13 protein-coding genes and 1 pseudogene are annotated in these 14,040 nt (G+C 63.0%); 8 read left to right on the top strand and 6 right to left on the bottom strand.

Translation table 11 applies throughout. The annotated features are described in order from the left end of the window. The first annotated feature begins 10 nt into the window (after nucleotides 1-10). The 5 genes from HAP48_RS39320 to tnpC all read left to right on the top strand — a co-directional run bounded on the left by HAP48_RS39320 (nucleotide 11) and on the right by tnpC (nucleotide 4,087). Nucleotides 11-598 carry an invasion associated locus B family protein gene (locus HAP48_RS39320; RefSeq protein ID WP_166205209.1) on the top strand — a complete coding sequence of 196 codons (588 nt, stop codon included), beginning with the start codon at nucleotides 11-13 and terminating at the stop codon, nucleotides 596-598. Nucleotides 599-992: 394 nt separating this feature from the next. After that, nucleotides 993-1,457, top strand: a complete 465-nt coding sequence (locus HAP48_RS39315) for a hypothetical protein (RefSeq protein ID WP_420869840.1) — start codon at nucleotides 993-995, stop codon at nucleotides 1,455-1,457. Between the two features lie 260 nt (nucleotides 1,458-1,717). Beyond that, the gene (tnpA, locus tag HAP48_RS39310; RefSeq protein WP_166204418.1) at nucleotides 1,718-2,113 is read left to right on the top strand and encodes an IS66-like element accessory protein TnpA; all 396 of its coding nucleotides are present in this window, start codon (nucleotides 1,718-1,720) and stop codon (nucleotides 2,111-2,113) included. After that, on the top strand, nucleotides 2,110-2,457 hold the full coding sequence (gene tnpB, locus HAP48_RS39305; protein ID WP_166204419.1) for an IS66 family insertion sequence element accessory protein TnpB: 348 nt from the start codon (nucleotides 2,110-2,112) through the stop codon (nucleotides 2,455-2,457). Before tnpA ends, tnpB begins: the two co-directional genes overlap by 4 nt. Nucleotides 2,458-2,551: 94 nt before the next feature. Further along, entirely contained in the window at nucleotides 2,552-4,087 is a 1,536-nt protein-coding gene (gene tnpC, locus HAP48_RS39300; RefSeq protein ID WP_175612385.1) for an IS66 family transposase, read from the top strand. Between the two features lie 145 nt (nucleotides 4,088-4,232). On the opposite strand, the gene HAP48_RS39295 is transcribed toward tnpC, so the two are convergent. From HAP48_RS39295 to HAP48_RS39285, 3 genes are all read right to left on the bottom strand, one after another. Then, a complete protein-coding gene (locus tag HAP48_RS39295; RefSeq protein ID WP_166205208.1) occupies nucleotides 4,233-5,702 on the bottom strand; it encodes a SagB/ThcOx family dehydrogenase in 1,470 nt (489 codons plus the stop codon). Between the two features lie 12 nt (nucleotides 5,703-5,714). Next, nucleotides 5,715-7,979, bottom strand: a complete 2,265-nt coding sequence (locus HAP48_RS39290; RefSeq protein ID WP_175612261.1) for a TOMM precursor leader peptide-binding protein — start codon at nucleotides 7,977-7,979, stop codon at nucleotides 5,715-5,717. 183 nt (nucleotides 7,980-8,162) lie between these two features. Continuing rightward, on the bottom strand, nucleotides 8,163-8,525 hold the full coding sequence (locus HAP48_RS39285) for a hypothetical protein (protein WP_166293438.1): 363 nt from the start codon (nucleotides 8,523-8,525) through the stop codon (nucleotides 8,163-8,165). 294 nt (nucleotides 8,526-8,819) lie between these two features. On the opposite strand from HAP48_RS39285, the gene HAP48_RS39280 reads away from it, so the two are divergent. Then, nucleotides 8,820-9,710 carry a VOC family protein gene (locus HAP48_RS39280; protein ID WP_166205206.1) on the top strand — a complete coding sequence of 297 codons (891 nt, stop codon included), beginning with the start codon at nucleotides 8,820-8,822 and terminating at the stop codon, nucleotides 9,708-9,710. Nucleotides 9,711-9,744: 34 nt separating this feature from the next. Here the strand turns inward: HAP48_RS39280 and HAP48_RS39275 are convergent, their stop codons facing one another. Continuing rightward, nucleotides 9,745-10,911, bottom strand: a complete 1,167-nt coding sequence (locus HAP48_RS39275; RefSeq protein ID WP_166205205.1) for an OpgC domain-containing protein — start codon at nucleotides 10,909-10,911, stop codon at nucleotides 9,745-9,747. 243 nt (nucleotides 10,912-11,154) lie between these two features. Between HAP48_RS39275 and HAP48_RS39270 the strand changes: the two genes are divergently transcribed. Further along, nucleotides 11,155-11,460, top strand: coding sequence for an ETC complex I subunit (locus tag HAP48_RS39270; protein ID WP_166205204.1), 306 nt, complete (start codon nucleotides 11,155-11,157; stop codon nucleotides 11,458-11,460). A gap of 41 nt (nucleotides 11,461-11,501) precedes the next feature. Here HAP48_RS39270 and HAP48_RS39265 read toward each other — a convergent pair. Beyond that, nucleotides 11,502-11,995 (bottom strand): annotated as a pseudogene (locus tag HAP48_RS39265) (Lrp/AsnC family transcriptional regulator). A 2-nt stretch (nucleotides 11,996-11,997) separates the two neighbouring features. After that, nucleotides 11,998-12,651 carry a TetR/AcrR family transcriptional regulator gene (locus HAP48_RS39260; protein ID WP_166205203.1) on the bottom strand — a complete coding sequence of 218 codons (654 nt, stop codon included), beginning with the start codon at nucleotides 12,649-12,651 and terminating at the stop codon, nucleotides 11,998-12,000. Between the two features lie 192 nt (nucleotides 12,652-12,843). Between HAP48_RS39260 and HAP48_RS39255 the strand changes: the two genes are divergently transcribed. Continuing rightward, nucleotides 12,844-14,016, top strand: a complete 1,173-nt coding sequence (locus HAP48_RS39255; RefSeq protein WP_166205202.1) for an isovaleryl-CoA dehydrogenase — start codon at nucleotides 12,844-12,846, stop codon at nucleotides 14,014-14,016. The last annotated feature ends 24 nt before the right edge of the window (nucleotides 14,017-14,040 follow it).

Genomic DNA, 14,040 nt, shown 5'->3' with positions numbered 1-14,040 from the left:
TGTGGTGTTCATGACGACCACAGTGATGGGGGTCGACGCGCAACAACTGGTACCATTTGGTGACGTCCCGGCGACCGAGAATTTTTCTGAGGCTGAGATCGCTACTCGGGGACGACAGCCAGATCGCCCGCTAACGTACGCGCCGTGGCGCAAGGTGTGTTTCAAGGCCACCCAAGAGGCCGGGTCGAAAATGGTTTGTCGCACGACCATCAACGGTAGATGGGACACGGGTCAGATCGCGCTCAGAGTCGATCTGATCGAACGAGAGGGCGATCCTGTTGGACGTCTGCAGATTTTCGTGCCCCCCGGATCATTCCTGCAGCCCGGCATCAAATTGACTGTCGACCAGGGATCGCCCATGCAAATACCCTATGTCATTTGTCTCACTAATGGTTGCGTAGCCGGAGGTGTGGCGAATGCCAGCTTCATTCATGACTTGGAGACAGGCCAGATGCTGGCCTTGGAGGCCGTTAATTCCAATGTCGTGGGTGTGACCACCTCGCTTCCTCTTACGGAGTTTGCCAAAGTTCGCCAGGGGGCGCCAGCGCAAGTGTTTGAGCAGAGGCTCGAAGGGGATTGGGAGCAATTGGGTCGATGAAACGTGCTACGTTCAAGTTGCGCCGCGCGGCAAACAGGAAGGCAGGGGAGCTTAGGGTGGAAAGCAGCTTCTCCGGACGCTTTGAACCGCTTAATCACAATGGCTGCTATTTCTGACTAGGACCGTTCGATAGTCACCAAGGCCAGGTCCTTTTTTGCGCATGAGTCCGGAAGTGGCCCATCGCGTCAGTTAGCGCAGTGCAGCGAATGTCCGAAGTTGAGGCTACATCGGAAGTAGCTGGCCGACTGGAGAAAACGACGCGATTGACCCATTAGCGGACACAGGCATGAGCCGTGCCCAGACTTGATCTATGTCAAAGTAGACGACAGTACCGACCCTGAAGGTGATCGCCCTAGGACAGATGATTTCTCAAGGCCAGAGGGAGAAACGGACAATGAAAATTGGACGCTGGCAGGAATCATCGAGTGACGGGCGGCGAGTGGCTTCAAGGAGCGGCTCGCCGCTGAGCTCCAAGCGCAAGGAGGAAGCCATGATAAATCTGAAAGCTCTTGGCGCGGTCGCTATTACGGCATCCGCCCTGTCCAGTTCTGCTGCACTGGCGCAGGCGGCCCTCTCCAATCCGGACGCGTGCCAAGCTGAATTCGCCAACTGCACGGGTCTTGGAACCGGGAGTACCCCCACCGGCGGCTATCGATATCGGCAATCAACTCCGCGAACGGCGTATCGCCAGCCGGCGGCGGCGGGCGCTACCGTCGGCGGCTGGGGCAATTCCTACGCCATGTCCGGCGAGACGGGCTGGCACGGCAACTGGAATGCGTATGCTGCCAGCAACGGCATCGTCTGCCGGCCCGGCACCTATTTCAAGGGTGCTGACGGTCTCCGGCATCCCTGCCAATAGGTTCATCCGCTCTGAGGCTAAATCAGACGGCCTCAAAGGGCGGTCTGTTTCATGCCGGAGAGTGGCTCTCGTCCTGAGTGGGCCTGCATGGAGGCAGGCGGGCAGGCGCTTGTCTGCCAGCTGATGACCGCTTCTGGCACTTTTCGGACATGGAGCGATGTCCGACTTGAGTCGTACGCATCCGGCGGGCGCCGTCTTGTCTGACACGCTGTAATTCGCCAAGCGTGTGACCTTAAGTCTAGCTTTAAGGTCATCGGGCGATGCGGGTCGAGGTTTTGGGCGGGCTGGAGCGTCGGCGGCGTTGGTCGCAGGATGACAAGGCACGGATTGTCGAGGAGACGTTGGCGCCGGGCGCAAAGGTGACAGCGGTTGCACGTCGCAACGGAGTAGCGGCCAGCCTGGTGTTCACCTGGCGTCGTCAAGCGCGGACATCCGAGCAGGTCGCACCGTCTTTTGCGCCGGTGCAGATCGCCGCCACGGAGGCGGAGGAAACTCCGAAGCTCTTACCTGCGGGTGATAGCCGAGGGCGGTCTGTAGTGGCCGCGCGTACTGGATTGATCGAGATCGACCTCGGTAACCGGCGACGGATCCGAGTGGATTCGCACGTCGATCCAGAAGCGCTGGCGCGGGTCCTCGAGGTACTTGAGCGCCGATGATTGCGATACCGGGTAATGTGCGGGTGTGGCTTGCGACCGGCCACACCGATATGCGCCGCGGCTTCCCGAGCCTCGCGCGTCTGGTCCAGGAGAGTTTGAAGCGTGATCCGCATGCCGGTGATCTCTATGTTTTTAGAGGCCGCCGCGGCGACCTGATCAAGATCATCTGGCATGATGGCCAAGGCGCGTGTCTGTTCACGAAGCGGCTGGAGCGAGGCCGCTTTTTGTGGCCATCAATGGCGGATGGCGTTGTGACGATCAGCGTTGCGCAGCTATCCTATCTCCTCTCCGGAATTGATTGGCGGATGCCGCAGGCAACCTGGCGTCCACGGGCTTCCGGTTAAATCGAGCGGGATTTTTTGCGACGAATATGGTTGATTCGTCCTCGTGACGACGCCCGCCGATCCGCTTCCCACCGACCTTGCCGCAGCACACGCGATGATCATTGCGCAGCGCGAGCAGCTGACGCTGGCGAAGAGCGAGGTGACCGTCGGCCGGCTGGAGATCGAGCGGCTGAAGCTGATGCTGGCCAAGGCACGGCGAGAACAGTTCGGGCAATCTTCTGAGCGCGGCAAGCTGCTGGTCGAGCAGCTCGAACTCGCCATCGAGGATCTTGAAGAGACCCAGGCTGAGCAGGAAACCAAGGCCGAGCTCGCAGCGCCGGAAGCCGCCAAACAGCAGCGCGTGCAAAATCCACGGCCGCCGCGACGTCCGTTGCCGGACAATCTACCGATCGAACGCATCGTCGAACCCGCTCCTTGCGTATGTGGCAAGTGCGGCAGCGAGCGACTGCACAAGCTCGGCGAGGTGGTATCGAAGACCCTGGAATGTGAGCCACGGCGCTGGAAGATTATCGAGCATGTCCGCGAAAAGTTCTCCTGCCGGGATTGTGAGGCAATCACCGAGGCGCCGGCGCCCTCCCATCCGATCCCGCGAGGCTTTGCCGGGCCGAGCCTGCTGGCGATGGTGCTGGTCAACAAGTTCCTGCTGCACCAGCCGTTGAACCGACAGAGCAAGACCTATGCCCGCGAAGGGATCGAGATCGACGTCTCGACCCTGGCGGATCGGATCGGCGCCTGCGTGGTGGCACTCGATCCCATCATTGAGGCGATCCGGATCCACGTCATGAGCGCGGAACGCATCCACGGCGACGATACGACGGTGCCGGTGCTGGCCAAGCTCAAGACGGTTACCGGCCGGATCTGGACCTATGTTCGCGATGACCGGCCGTTTGGCGGCACGGATCCGCCGGCGGCCCTGTTCTACTACTCACGCAACCGGGCTGGAGAACACCCGCAAAGCCATCTTGCCGGCTATGTCGGCCTCATGCAGGCCGATGCCTTCGATGGGTATAACCAGCTCTACAAGGCCCAAAGGAAGCCAGCTCCGATCCTTGAAGCGGCCTGTTGGAGCCACGGCCGCAGAAAGTTCTTCGACTTGGCGAAATCTGGAGAGGCGCCGATTGCCAGCGAGGCCGTGCGACGCATCGATATCCTTTTCGAGATCGAGCGCACCATCAACGGCAAAACGCCGGAACAGCGGCTTGCGGTACGTCGTGATAAGTCGAGGCCGATCGTCGCCGATCTCGAAATCTGGATGCGTCAGCAGCGAACCTTGCTCTCATCAGGCAACGATACTGCAAAGGCGATCAACTACCTGCTCAACCGTTGGGCGGCGTTCACCCGCTTCCTGGACGATGGTCGCGTCTGCCTCTCGAACAACGCTGCCGAACGAGCGTTACGCGGTGTGGCTGTCGGAAGACGAAATTGGACCTTCGCCGGTTCAGATGCCGGCGGCCATCGCGCCGCCGCCGTCTATACCCTGATCGAAACCTGCAAGATGAACGACGTTGATCCGCAAGCCTGGCTCGCGGATGTGTTGGCCAGGCTTCCAGATCACCCCGTCAACAAAGTCGCCGACCTGCTCCCGTGGAATTGGAAGGCGACCCAACAGTCCACAGCGGCTGCCGCCTGAGCGCCACGGCTGACCGGCGCGCCTGCCCGGGGTGCTGACCGGATGCGTACCTTGAGTCCGTTGTGCGTACCAAAGCGGACTCTCCCGACTACTACAGATTTATGGATTCACGCCGTAGCCAGCTTGATGCAGCGCGGATCGAAGACTATCCGCCTCGGGGCGGTTCCATGCCGCGCCCCAGCGCGAACTGGCCGACCGGTCCCTCGACGTGAAAGTTGAGCCCGGTCATCTTCGCGAACAGATCGATATTGGCGGTGCCGATCGCACAGCCGCCGAGGCCCAGATCGGTCGCCACCAAGTATAGCGTCTGGGTCAGGACGCCGACATCCTTGAGGATCAGCGCATAAGCGATGGCGCTGTACTTCCAGGCGATCCGGCCAAAGCGCGCGGCGATCGTGATCAGGATCTGCGGCGGAGACGGCGCGTCCATGGCAAATCCCGCGCTCTGCATCATGGCCTCGAAATGTTGCGGGCGAACGTCGATGGCGGCCAGCGCGTGCGCATCGGCATCGTAGTGATAGAAACCCGACGTGAGGCCATCGCAATTCGCGACGGCCAGATAGAGCTCGAGCTCGTAGGCGCTGCCCGCTGCGGGGTACGGCCTGCTGGTGTATTCGATGTCGGGACCGTCGTCGGCAAACTCAAGCGGGCTGCTCCATTTCGCCCGGACCCGCGCGACGCTGTTCAGGAACATCGAAAGTTCAGCCAGCGTGATCGGCTTCTGATCGTCGAACTCGCGCGTTGAATGCCTGTCGTGCAGCAGTTGGTCGAGTGGCGAGGCGATCGGGTCGGATTCCGGCAGCTTGATGGTGTTGCCGGGCCAGGCGGGCCGGATCGAGGGGAGCGGCGCAATCAGGCCGGTGTGCGGATAAAGGCCGCCCAGCGGACTGGCCTGTCGTCCCTCCGTGCTGCGGATATGGAACAGCAGGTCGTGAAAATCCCAGAGCACGAGGCCGTCATCGCCCTCCGCCTGCCGCAGCGTATCGGGTTTTGCCGCGCCGACCTTGATCAGGATTTGGCAGTCCAGCAGCAGGGCGAGCAGCGCAGGGCCCGGATAGCCATCCAGGCGCCGGATGCGGCTGATCTTCTGCGGCGTGGCAAGGATGGTCAGCAGGGCCGCAATCCGCTCATCGCAGATGCGCAGCAGCGCGCCGGCCCGTGGCGATTCCAGAACCATCTCGGTGCCGCGCCGCCGCAGATAGGCGAAGCGTGACAGCACGACCGTTGCCGCATCGTCGAGCTTCGGCGTGCGCGGCCAGTAATCAGGGGTTTGCGGCTCGATCACGACGAGATCACTGGCGTCGGCCGCGCGCGCCAGGCGATATTCCAGCAGGCCGCGGCGTGCCAGTTGCAGCATCAGCCGCTCGACCTCTTGCGCGACCGCATCGCTGCCCTCGGAGGAAGGCAGCGGCAGGCCTGATCCCAGCTTCCGGGCGCGTTCCGCCGCGGCCGTGCTGAACGTTCCCAAAGGCTCCGCATAGCCTTCGACATGGGTGGCTATGGTCCCGTCAGGTTGCGCTTCGAGTGTGACAAGCGGGTTGAGCCGAACGAAGAGAGCCGGCGGCGCCGCGCGTGGCGATTTCTTCTTCTCGTTGGTTTTTCTGGACGCGCGCACGCCGGCATCACCTCAGGTGTGCGGGAGGAATGGCGTCAGCTCGCTTTCCAGCGATGGCCGATCGCGCAATCCGAGCTTGACCGGCACATCATAGAGCCGTCCCGGCGCGAAGCGGCGATAGAAATGGCGCATCCCGGGAACGATGACCCGGACCACCGGAACCTCGACATCGGGCCGTGCCTGGTCGAGAACGAGGAAGTCGAGACCTGCGCGCGCCGCGATGTCGACGCAGGCATCGACTTGTGCACGGGTGTTGTCGAGCGGCACGTCTGCCGCGGCAGCCGGCGGGATCACGGGATTGGCGCTTGGAATCAGGAACGGATGTTCGTCGAGCCGCAGCGGATTGACGCCATCGAGGCTCGGCTTCTCGCCGCTGCCGCCGCCCATCAGGCCGATCGAGAGGAACTGATTCAGCTCGGTCAACGACCGCAACAAGGCAATGCGCGGATCAAAATGCGCGCCCGAACCGAACTCGATGTTCTCTTGACCGTTCTGCATCCAGTGCACGATCGCGACGTAGGTCGGGACGCCGAGATCGCTGGTGATATCCAGCACCCAGAGCCGGCGGCCCGATTCCTCGAGTTGGGTCTTCAGATCGCGCACGTAGGAATCGTCGAACTGGTTCAGATCGACCGCGGCGCGTTGCGACCGGTTGTACCACCAGATCGCATAGGCATCGCGCTCCATCAACTCGAGGAAGCCCTGCACGATGGCTTCCTCGCGGGTATTGCCGGCCGCGCAGCCGTTGGAATCGGCAGCGAAGGGAGCTGGACCCTCGTAGAAGAAATACAGCAGGCTGGTCGGAATGTGCCTGAACCGTTTGTCGCGCAATGACCAGACCGGCGTCCATTCGATCCGGGCTGTGGGATCAAACGGCTCCGGGGCCGGTTGGGTGTGGTGCGAGTCGTGGTGGTTCGGCTCAGCCCTGCCGCGGTACTGCTCGTCGCTGAACAGCAGGATGTCGTTGGGCCGGATGGCATCGCCGGACGGAAAGTCGGTGAAGCGCTTGCGCGCCCGAATCTCGTCGCCCTGGAAAATTCCTGAGTACCGCTCGATCGCCTCCATCAGCGCGCTGGCTTCGCCTTGCTCGGCCGTGCTGCCCTTGCCGAAACTGCCGCCGCTCAGCCCGGCGCGGAGCTGGTCCACATTCTGCGCCGGTGCGGAGAAATTATGCTGCGCGTAGAAATTGGTGTTCATCGGCAGGTCGACGTCGATCCGCTCCAGCCGTGTCAGCACGCCGGTGAGGGGACTGACATGCTTCCTGAAGCGCGCCACCGTGGCGCCTGACGTCACCGTACGATAGCCGCCGCTGGTCATGACAAGCTTGGCGCCGGGCCCCAGTTCAATCGGCTCCGGCGCGCGTCGCGGGTTCTGCAATTTCTTGCTTCCGCAGGTCGGACATTGCGGGCGGGCTGCCACGTAATGCCTGGCGATGGTTGAGCCCAAGAGGTCGAGACTGACGATGTGATTGCGCAGATCGGTGCGGAAGCCGCTGGCGATCGCCTTGGCGATTTCAACGGCAGCCAGCTGGATGGCGCTCTGCCCAACCGGGTGCTGCGCGAGCGGAGAAACCGCGACCGGCCGCGCCGCGCCGCGATCAAGGAAGCCCTTGACCTCGCGGTTGCGGATCATCCGATCGAACAGGCAGGTCCAGCACGCGGTCTCGCCCGGATTGAACACGGGGCCGACCAGGGGAAATACGCCGGACGGTTGCACCAGCAGCCAAGGTGATCCGTCGGATACGCGCTGCAGGTTGCGCTCGGCAAGCCGCCGGTCGAGATAGTCGTTCACCAGCGTGACCGTGAGATCGGCCGATGTCTTGACGACGCGGACGCCCAGCTCCTGCAACGCCTTGCTCAATTCGGCGGCGCCCTTGACGTCGATCGTCTCAAGTCGAACGCGGCAGTTGCGAAGGTTTTGTTCGGCGATCGTATCGGGCAGGCCCAGGCTCGCCCAAAGCCCGGCAACCGTGTTGGCGTGAGCTGGTGCGTGACCGGCCGGCTTCGAGATCACATAGCGGCGGTCGAGCAGTCGCTTGATGGCTTCATTGATCGCCTCAGGCGGAAATTTTCGCACGAGCTCGTCGGCAAGCTTGGCGGCACTGCATCCCTTGGTGCCGATTGCGGATGCAAGTGCGCAATAAAGCTCGCCATGGAGAAAGAACTTGCGGTCTTCGGAATAGAGGCAGACGACATCCGGAGGCAGCACATAGGCCGTGAAATTCGGTGCGAACTGCAGAACGTCCTTGTTGGCGCGCTGGCTGGATTTTCCTGGCAAAGAATCGTTCCTGTGCAACTTGTGGGGCGATGATGGAATCGGGCGAGGCGCCGGCCTCAACGCCTCCGCGCCGTTGCCCGAAGCGAACGTAGCAACGATACGGGGACAACATAATTTGGCCGGGTCGACGTGTGTCGGACCCGGCCATAACGATCGATAGATGTCAACGCGACGTTGTCTGGATCAGCAGAGGCGGCAGGCGCCCCACGACAGACAGCAGCCACCACCGCAACCACCACAGCCACCGCAGCGGCAGCCACGGCAAGCGCGACAGCCACGGCAACCGCGGCAGCCGCCGCATCCGCGCCACGCCACCTGGACGCCGGCACCGGCGGTCTCCTTGTCGAACAGGTGGAATGTCGCCAAGCTGACGTCGGCGATTTCTTCTTCGCCGAGTGTGATGGCTTGCGTCGGGGTGTACTTCTGGATCTGCGGCGCGTCTGCTGCCGGCACGGCGGCCGCTGACGCACTGCCCACCAGTGAGAACGTCAATCCGGCTGCACCCAGAGCGGGCACAGCGGCCTTGGTCACACGCTTGCTGGTCACGCGCTTGCTCTTGGGGGCTTGCTTCACTCGTGGCATACTCGCATCCTCCATTCCTGACGTGGAATTCAACTCTCGCGCAGTTGTACAATCCGTCGCAGCTGCATGCAAGACGCGCTGCGCACACACACTCGCGAGGTGCTAGCGTGTATCAAGTGTTGTCGTTCATCTTCGTTCCCAGGTTCATCTTGATGAACACGATTATTGGCCGGCGCTCTCGCCCAGCCGCAATCGTTAACACTTCGAGAATCGTCATGCTGCATTGCGATCACGCCGCTGCCGAAGCGAGGAATAGGCATGTCGGATGATGGTGCGAGCTTCGCCTGGTACGAGCTGCTGACCACGGACGTGGATGGCGCGGGTGCCTTCTACGGCAGCGTCCTCGGCTGGACGACAAAGGATGCGTCCACGCCCGCGCTTTCTTACAGATTGTTCATGTCGGGCGAATTTGCCCGCAGCGGCCTGATGGAGTTGCCGGAGGAGGGCAGACGCCAGGGCGCGACCCCGCGCTGGATCGGCTATGTCGGCGTCGACGACGTCGACCTCGCCGTCCGCCGCATGCAGGAACGCGGCGGCGCCGTCTACGTGCCGCCGACCGGCACCAATATCGGCCGCGTCTCGATCGTCGCCGATCCGCAGCGGGCGACGTTCGGATTGCTGAGCGGATCAAGCATCGCGCGGCCCGTGGCCGAAGGCCTCGATTCCCTTGGGCGCGTCGGCTGGCATGAGCTGCTGGCGGCCGACTGGCGCAAGGCCTTTGGTTTCTACAGCGAGGTTTTCGGCTGGCGGCAGGCCGACGGCGGCAACGCCCCCGCCGAGACCTATCAATTGTTCTCAGCCGGTGGGCAGACCATTGGCGGTATCTTCAACAAGCGTCCGCTCGAGCCGATCGCGTTCTGGCTTTACTATTTCAACGTCGACGACGTCGACGCCGCCATCGTGCGGGTCAAGGCCGGTGGCGGACGCGTCTATGAAGGGCCGCTGGAGCTGCTGAGCGGGAGCTGGATCGTCCGCTGCCTTGATCCGCAGGGCGCCACCTTTGCCCTCGAGGGAGCGCGCAGCCCCGATGGCATCGCGAAGGCGCCGGCGGCCGAATATCGCTGGACCACCAGCTGGGATGCGTTCAGCTCAAAGGGCAGGTGGCGTAGCGGCCAACCGGGCGGCAAAGGGCGGCCGCCCGGCAAATGAGACGGATCGTCAGCCCGCCGCCTTAGCCTACGCCTTAGCTCGCCTTGGCGGCCGGCGCGGCGGGTTTCGCCGCCGGCGGCTTGACCGGCTTGTCCTGCCGCTTCGACCACGAGATGTAATAGGCCACGATCGTCATGATCGCGATGCCGGAGATGCTGACGAAGATCTGCGCGAGCAGCGAGCCCGAGCTCATCGAGAGCTCGAAATGTCCGACAAAGGACAGGAACACGCCGACGCAGAACACCGCGAGCGACTGCTGGCCGCAGACGATCAGGGGATCGAACACCTTCCACTCCAGCGCCGACCAGTCCTTCGGGATGAAGCGGATCACCAGCACCGTGATCACCACGAAGTGCAGGAAGCGATAGGGCGCGAGGTTGGTCTTGTCGTTCGGGTTGAACGTCGCATAGAGCCAATGCGGGAACATCGCGCCGAAGTCCGGGAAGCGGCCGGCCATCGTCATGACCAGGGCGAAGATCATGTAGGCGATGCAGAACCACAGCGTATAGCGCGAGTTGATGATGTGCATGTTCTGGCGTGCGCCGCCCATCGCGCACCACGAGCCGAACACGAACAGCACCTGCCAGGCGAACGGGTTGAAGTACCAGGTCCCGGCCGGGTAGGCCGGCAGGTTCCAGCCCATCTGGCGCGACACCAGCCACAGGATGATCGAGGCCGCCATGGTCCAGTTTGGCTGCCGCAGCATGAACCACAGTACCGGCGGGAACAGGCCCATCAGCACGATATAGAGCGGCAGCACGTCGAGATTGACCGGCTTGAATTTCAGGAACAGGCCCTGGCGCAGCGTCTCGGTGGCGTTGTCGACGAGGCCGGCGACGTTGAACTCGTTGATGATCTCGGAATCGCCGAAGCGCAGCGCCAGATAGCTGATCGAGGCGATGTAGATCACGAACAGGATGATGTGGGCGACATAGAGCTGCCAGACCCGCTTGGTCAGCCTTGTCGCACCGACGATGAAGCCGCGCTCCAGCATCATGCGGGCATAGACGAAGGACGCAGTATAGCCGGAGATGAAGACGAACAAATCAGCGGCGTCGCTGAAGCCGTAATTCCGCGTCGTGATCCAGTTCACGACATTGTCGGGGATGTGATCCAGGTAGATATACCAGTTGGCGACCCCGCGGAACAGGTCGAGCCGGAGGTCACGTCCTTTTTCGGGTAGGGTGGCGTGGATTTCCATGGGGGCGCCGCTTCCTCGATGTGATGTTGTCGAGAACACCGCGCCGCCGGCTCAAGGGACTCCTAAGGGAAGCCTCCCGGGGCCAGATTGTCACAGCGCGGCAGAATGACTATACCGGTCCGGCGAAGGCTACCTCCGAGATCGAGGAATCACCGATCAGATCGTTGATTGGTGTCTCTATACTATCCCGGCGGTCTCCTTCAAATCGCTTCCATGTCGCACATCCCACGGGGCCGACCATCCATGACCGCACGCATTTTTAAGCCCGCCAAAAACGCGATGCAATCGGGACGTGCCAAGACCAAAGAGTGGCAACTGGATTTCGAGCCGGAGCAGCCGCGCACCGTGGAGCCGTTGATGGGCTGGACCTCGTCCACCGACATGAAGCAGCAGCTCACGCTGCATTTCGAGACCAAGGAGGAGGCGACAGCCTATTGCGAGCGCAAGGGCATCGCCTACCAGGTGATCGAGCCGAAGGATTCGGCGCACCGCCAGGTCGCCTATGCCGACAATTTTGCGTTCCGACGCTGGGAGCCTTGGACGCACTAAGGTTGGACGCACTAGGTCGGACGCACTGAGGTCCCGACCGATCAGGTCGCCGCGGGAGCGGCGAGGACGCCCGGGATCGGCAGCGGCGCGTCCTTGGAGACGCCGAGCACCGGAAAGCTTCGAATTTTACCACGTTGGGCAGGCCGGCGAATTGCAGCAGCTGCTGGCGCATGTCGTCGACGCTGGGTGCGACGCATCGGAGCACAAAATCGGCGTCGCCCGAGATCCGCCAGCATTGCAGGAAGCGCGGCACCGCCGCCACCGCGGCCTCGAACGCCTCGATCGCGGTCAGGGTCTGGCTGTCGAGCTGGATCAGGACGAAGGTCGTCACCTCATAGCCGAGCAGCCGTTCGTCGAGCGTGGCGCGGATCGCCTGGACCACGCCGCGGCTGCGCAGGGCGCGGACCCGGCGCAGGCAGGGCGGGGCGGTGATGCCGACCCGCTCGGCCAACTCGTTGATCCTGATCCGGCCGTCCCGCTGCAGCTCGGACAAGATCCGCAAATCGATGTCATCGAGCTGTGGGCGTTCTGTCACAGTCACGAACCCGCCACCGCGGTCCGCGGGCTCTTGCCGCCGGCGCGGAGCTGACCGATCGCGGCCTGCGGCGCGACGCCCGACAGGACCAATTTTTCATGCGCCGCGATGATGGCGTCCCGGGTCAGGCGCCCGCCGGGGCGGTACCAGGTGCAGAGCCCGGTCAGCATCGCGATGATCGCGAAGGTCCCGACCTGGATGTCGACGACCTCGAACACGCCCTCAGCCACGCCGTCGGTGAGGATCTGCGCCAGCCGCTGCTCATAGGCACCGCGCAGCGCCACCACGGCGTCATAGTTCTTCGGCTCGAGGCTGCGCAGCTCGGAATTGGCGATGAACACCTCGCGCTTGCGGGTCATGTGGTAGCTGACATGGAAGGCCACGAAGGCGCGCAGCTTCTCGACCGGATCGGCCTTGCTCTCCAGCGCCAGATCGAGCTCGCGCAGCAAATCGTTGATATGCTCCTGCACCAGATCGAACAGCAGCTCCTGCTTGGTTGAGATATGATTGTAGAGTGAGCCTGCCTGGATGCCGACCTCTGCGGCAAGCTGGCGCAGGCTCATCGCCTCGTAGCCGTGCTCGAAGATCAGGCGCACGCCGGCCTTGCGGATCGCCTCCAACGTGGTGGGGCCATGTGAGCCGATCGTGCGTGCCATCGCGGGCCTCGGATGGGTGTTGGCTTGCCGGAAGCTGAGGAAACAAGCGAACGACCGTATGTTTATTGCACGAAATCCCAGCAGATTCAATGCACTGCCGTTTTCATGCGCAAACCATAGCACGGTTGCTTGCGAAGCCAAGAAAAAAACGTATGATCGTTTAATTGCAAGATGAATCTCACGGGAGGGATCATGGCCTCAAACCGGGCGGCAGTGTTCAATTTCGACCTTGGCGAGACCGCGGATGCGATCCGCGAGACGGTGCATGATTTCTCCAGCAACGAGATCGCGCCGCGCGCCGCCGAGATCGATCGCTCCAACAGCTTTCCGCGCGACCTCTGGCCCAAGATCGGCGCGCTCGGCCTGCACGGCATCACGGTCGAGGAGGAGTATGGCGGCAGTGGCCTCGGCTATCTCGAGCACTGCATCGCGGTGGAGGAGATCTCGCGGGCGTCTGCCTCGATCGGACTGGCCTACGGGGCGCATTCCAACCTCTGCGTCAACCAGATCCGCCGCAACGGCAACGAGGCACAGAAGCGCAAATATCTGCCGAAGCTGATCTCGGGCGAGCATGTCGGGTCGCTGGCGATGTCGGAGCCCGGCGCCGGCTCTGACGTGGTGTCGATGAAGACCCGCGCCGAGAAGAAGGGCGACCGCTTCGTGCTCAACGGCAACAAGATGTGGATCACCAACGGTCCCCACGCCGAGACGCTGGTGGTCTATGCCAAGACCGATGCGAGCGCCGGCCCGCGCGGCATCACCGCCTTCATCATCGAAAAGGGCATGAAGGGATTTTCCACCGCGCAGAAGCTCGACAAGCTCGGCATGCGCGGCTCCGACACCTGCGAGCTGGTGTTCGAGGATTGCGAGGTGCCCGAGGAGAACGTGCTGAGCGAGGTCGGCCGCGGCGTCAACGTCTTGATGTCCGGCCTCGACTATGAGCGCGCGGTGCTGGCGGCCGGGCCGATCGGCATCATGCAGGCCTGCATGGACGTGGTGCTGCCCTACGTCCACGAGCGCCAGCAGTTCGGCGAGCCGATCGGCTCGTTCCAGCTGGTGCAGGGCAAGATCGCCGACATGTACACCACGATGAACGCCTCGCGCGCCTATGTGTACGCGGTGGCCAAGGCCTGCGACCGCGGCGAGACCACGCGCGAGGATGCCGCCGGCGCCATTCTTTACGCCGCGGAGAAGGCCACCCAATGCGCGCTGGATGCGATCCAGCTGCTCGGCGGCAACGGCTACATCAATGAATATCCGACCGGCCGGCTGCTGCGTGACGCAAAACTCTACGAGATCGGCGCCGGCACCAGCGAAATCCGCCGCATGCTGATCGGCCGCGAGCTGTACGCCAAGACGGCCTGAGCTTCGCGCCGGCTGCCGCGCGCC

It is taken from the genome of Bradyrhizobium septentrionale (assembly GCF_011516645.4).
In the GTDB taxonomy this organism is placed as follows: Bacteria; Pseudomonadota; Alphaproteobacteria; order Rhizobiales; family Xanthobacteraceae; genus Bradyrhizobium; species Bradyrhizobium septentrionale.
This window is presented reverse-complemented; position numbering and strand designations above follow the sequence as displayed.

Bases quoted from the DNA above. Each gene is read 5' to 3' on its own strand.
- HAP48_RS39320 (WP_166205209.1), top strand. From the start codon at position 11: ATGACGACCACAGTGATGGGGGTCGACGCGCAACAACTGGTACCATTT.
- HAP48_RS39315 (WP_420869840.1), top strand. From the start codon at position 993: ATGAAAATTGGACGCTGGCAGGAATCATCGAGTGACGGGCGGCGAGTG.
- tnpA (WP_166204418.1), top strand. From the start codon at position 1,718: ATGCGGGTCGAGGTTTTGGGCGGGCTGGAGCGTCGGCGGCGTTGGTCG.
- tnpB (WP_166204419.1), top strand. From the start codon at position 2,110: ATGATTGCGATACCGGGTAATGTGCGGGTGTGGCTTGCGACCGGCCAC.
- tnpC (WP_175612385.1), top strand. From the start codon at position 2,552: ATGATCATTGCGCAGCGCGAGCAGCTGACGCTGGCGAAGAGCGAGGTG.
- HAP48_RS39280 (WP_166205206.1), top strand. From the start codon at position 8,820: ATGTCGGATGATGGTGCGAGCTTCGCCTGGTACGAGCTGCTGACCACG.
- HAP48_RS39275 (WP_166205205.1), bottom strand. From the start codon at position 10,911: ATGGAAATCCACGCCACCCTACCCGAAAAAGGACGTGACCTCCGGCTC.
- HAP48_RS39270 (WP_166205204.1), top strand. From the start codon at position 11,155: ATGACCGCACGCATTTTTAAGCCCGCCAAAAACGCGATGCAATCGGGA.
- HAP48_RS39260 (WP_166205203.1), bottom strand. From the start codon at position 12,651: ATGGCACGCACGATCGGCTCACATGGCCCCACCACGTTGGAGGCGATC.
- HAP48_RS39255 (WP_166205202.1), top strand. From the start codon at position 12,844: ATGGCCTCAAACCGGGCGGCAGTGTTCAATTTCGACCTTGGCGAGACC.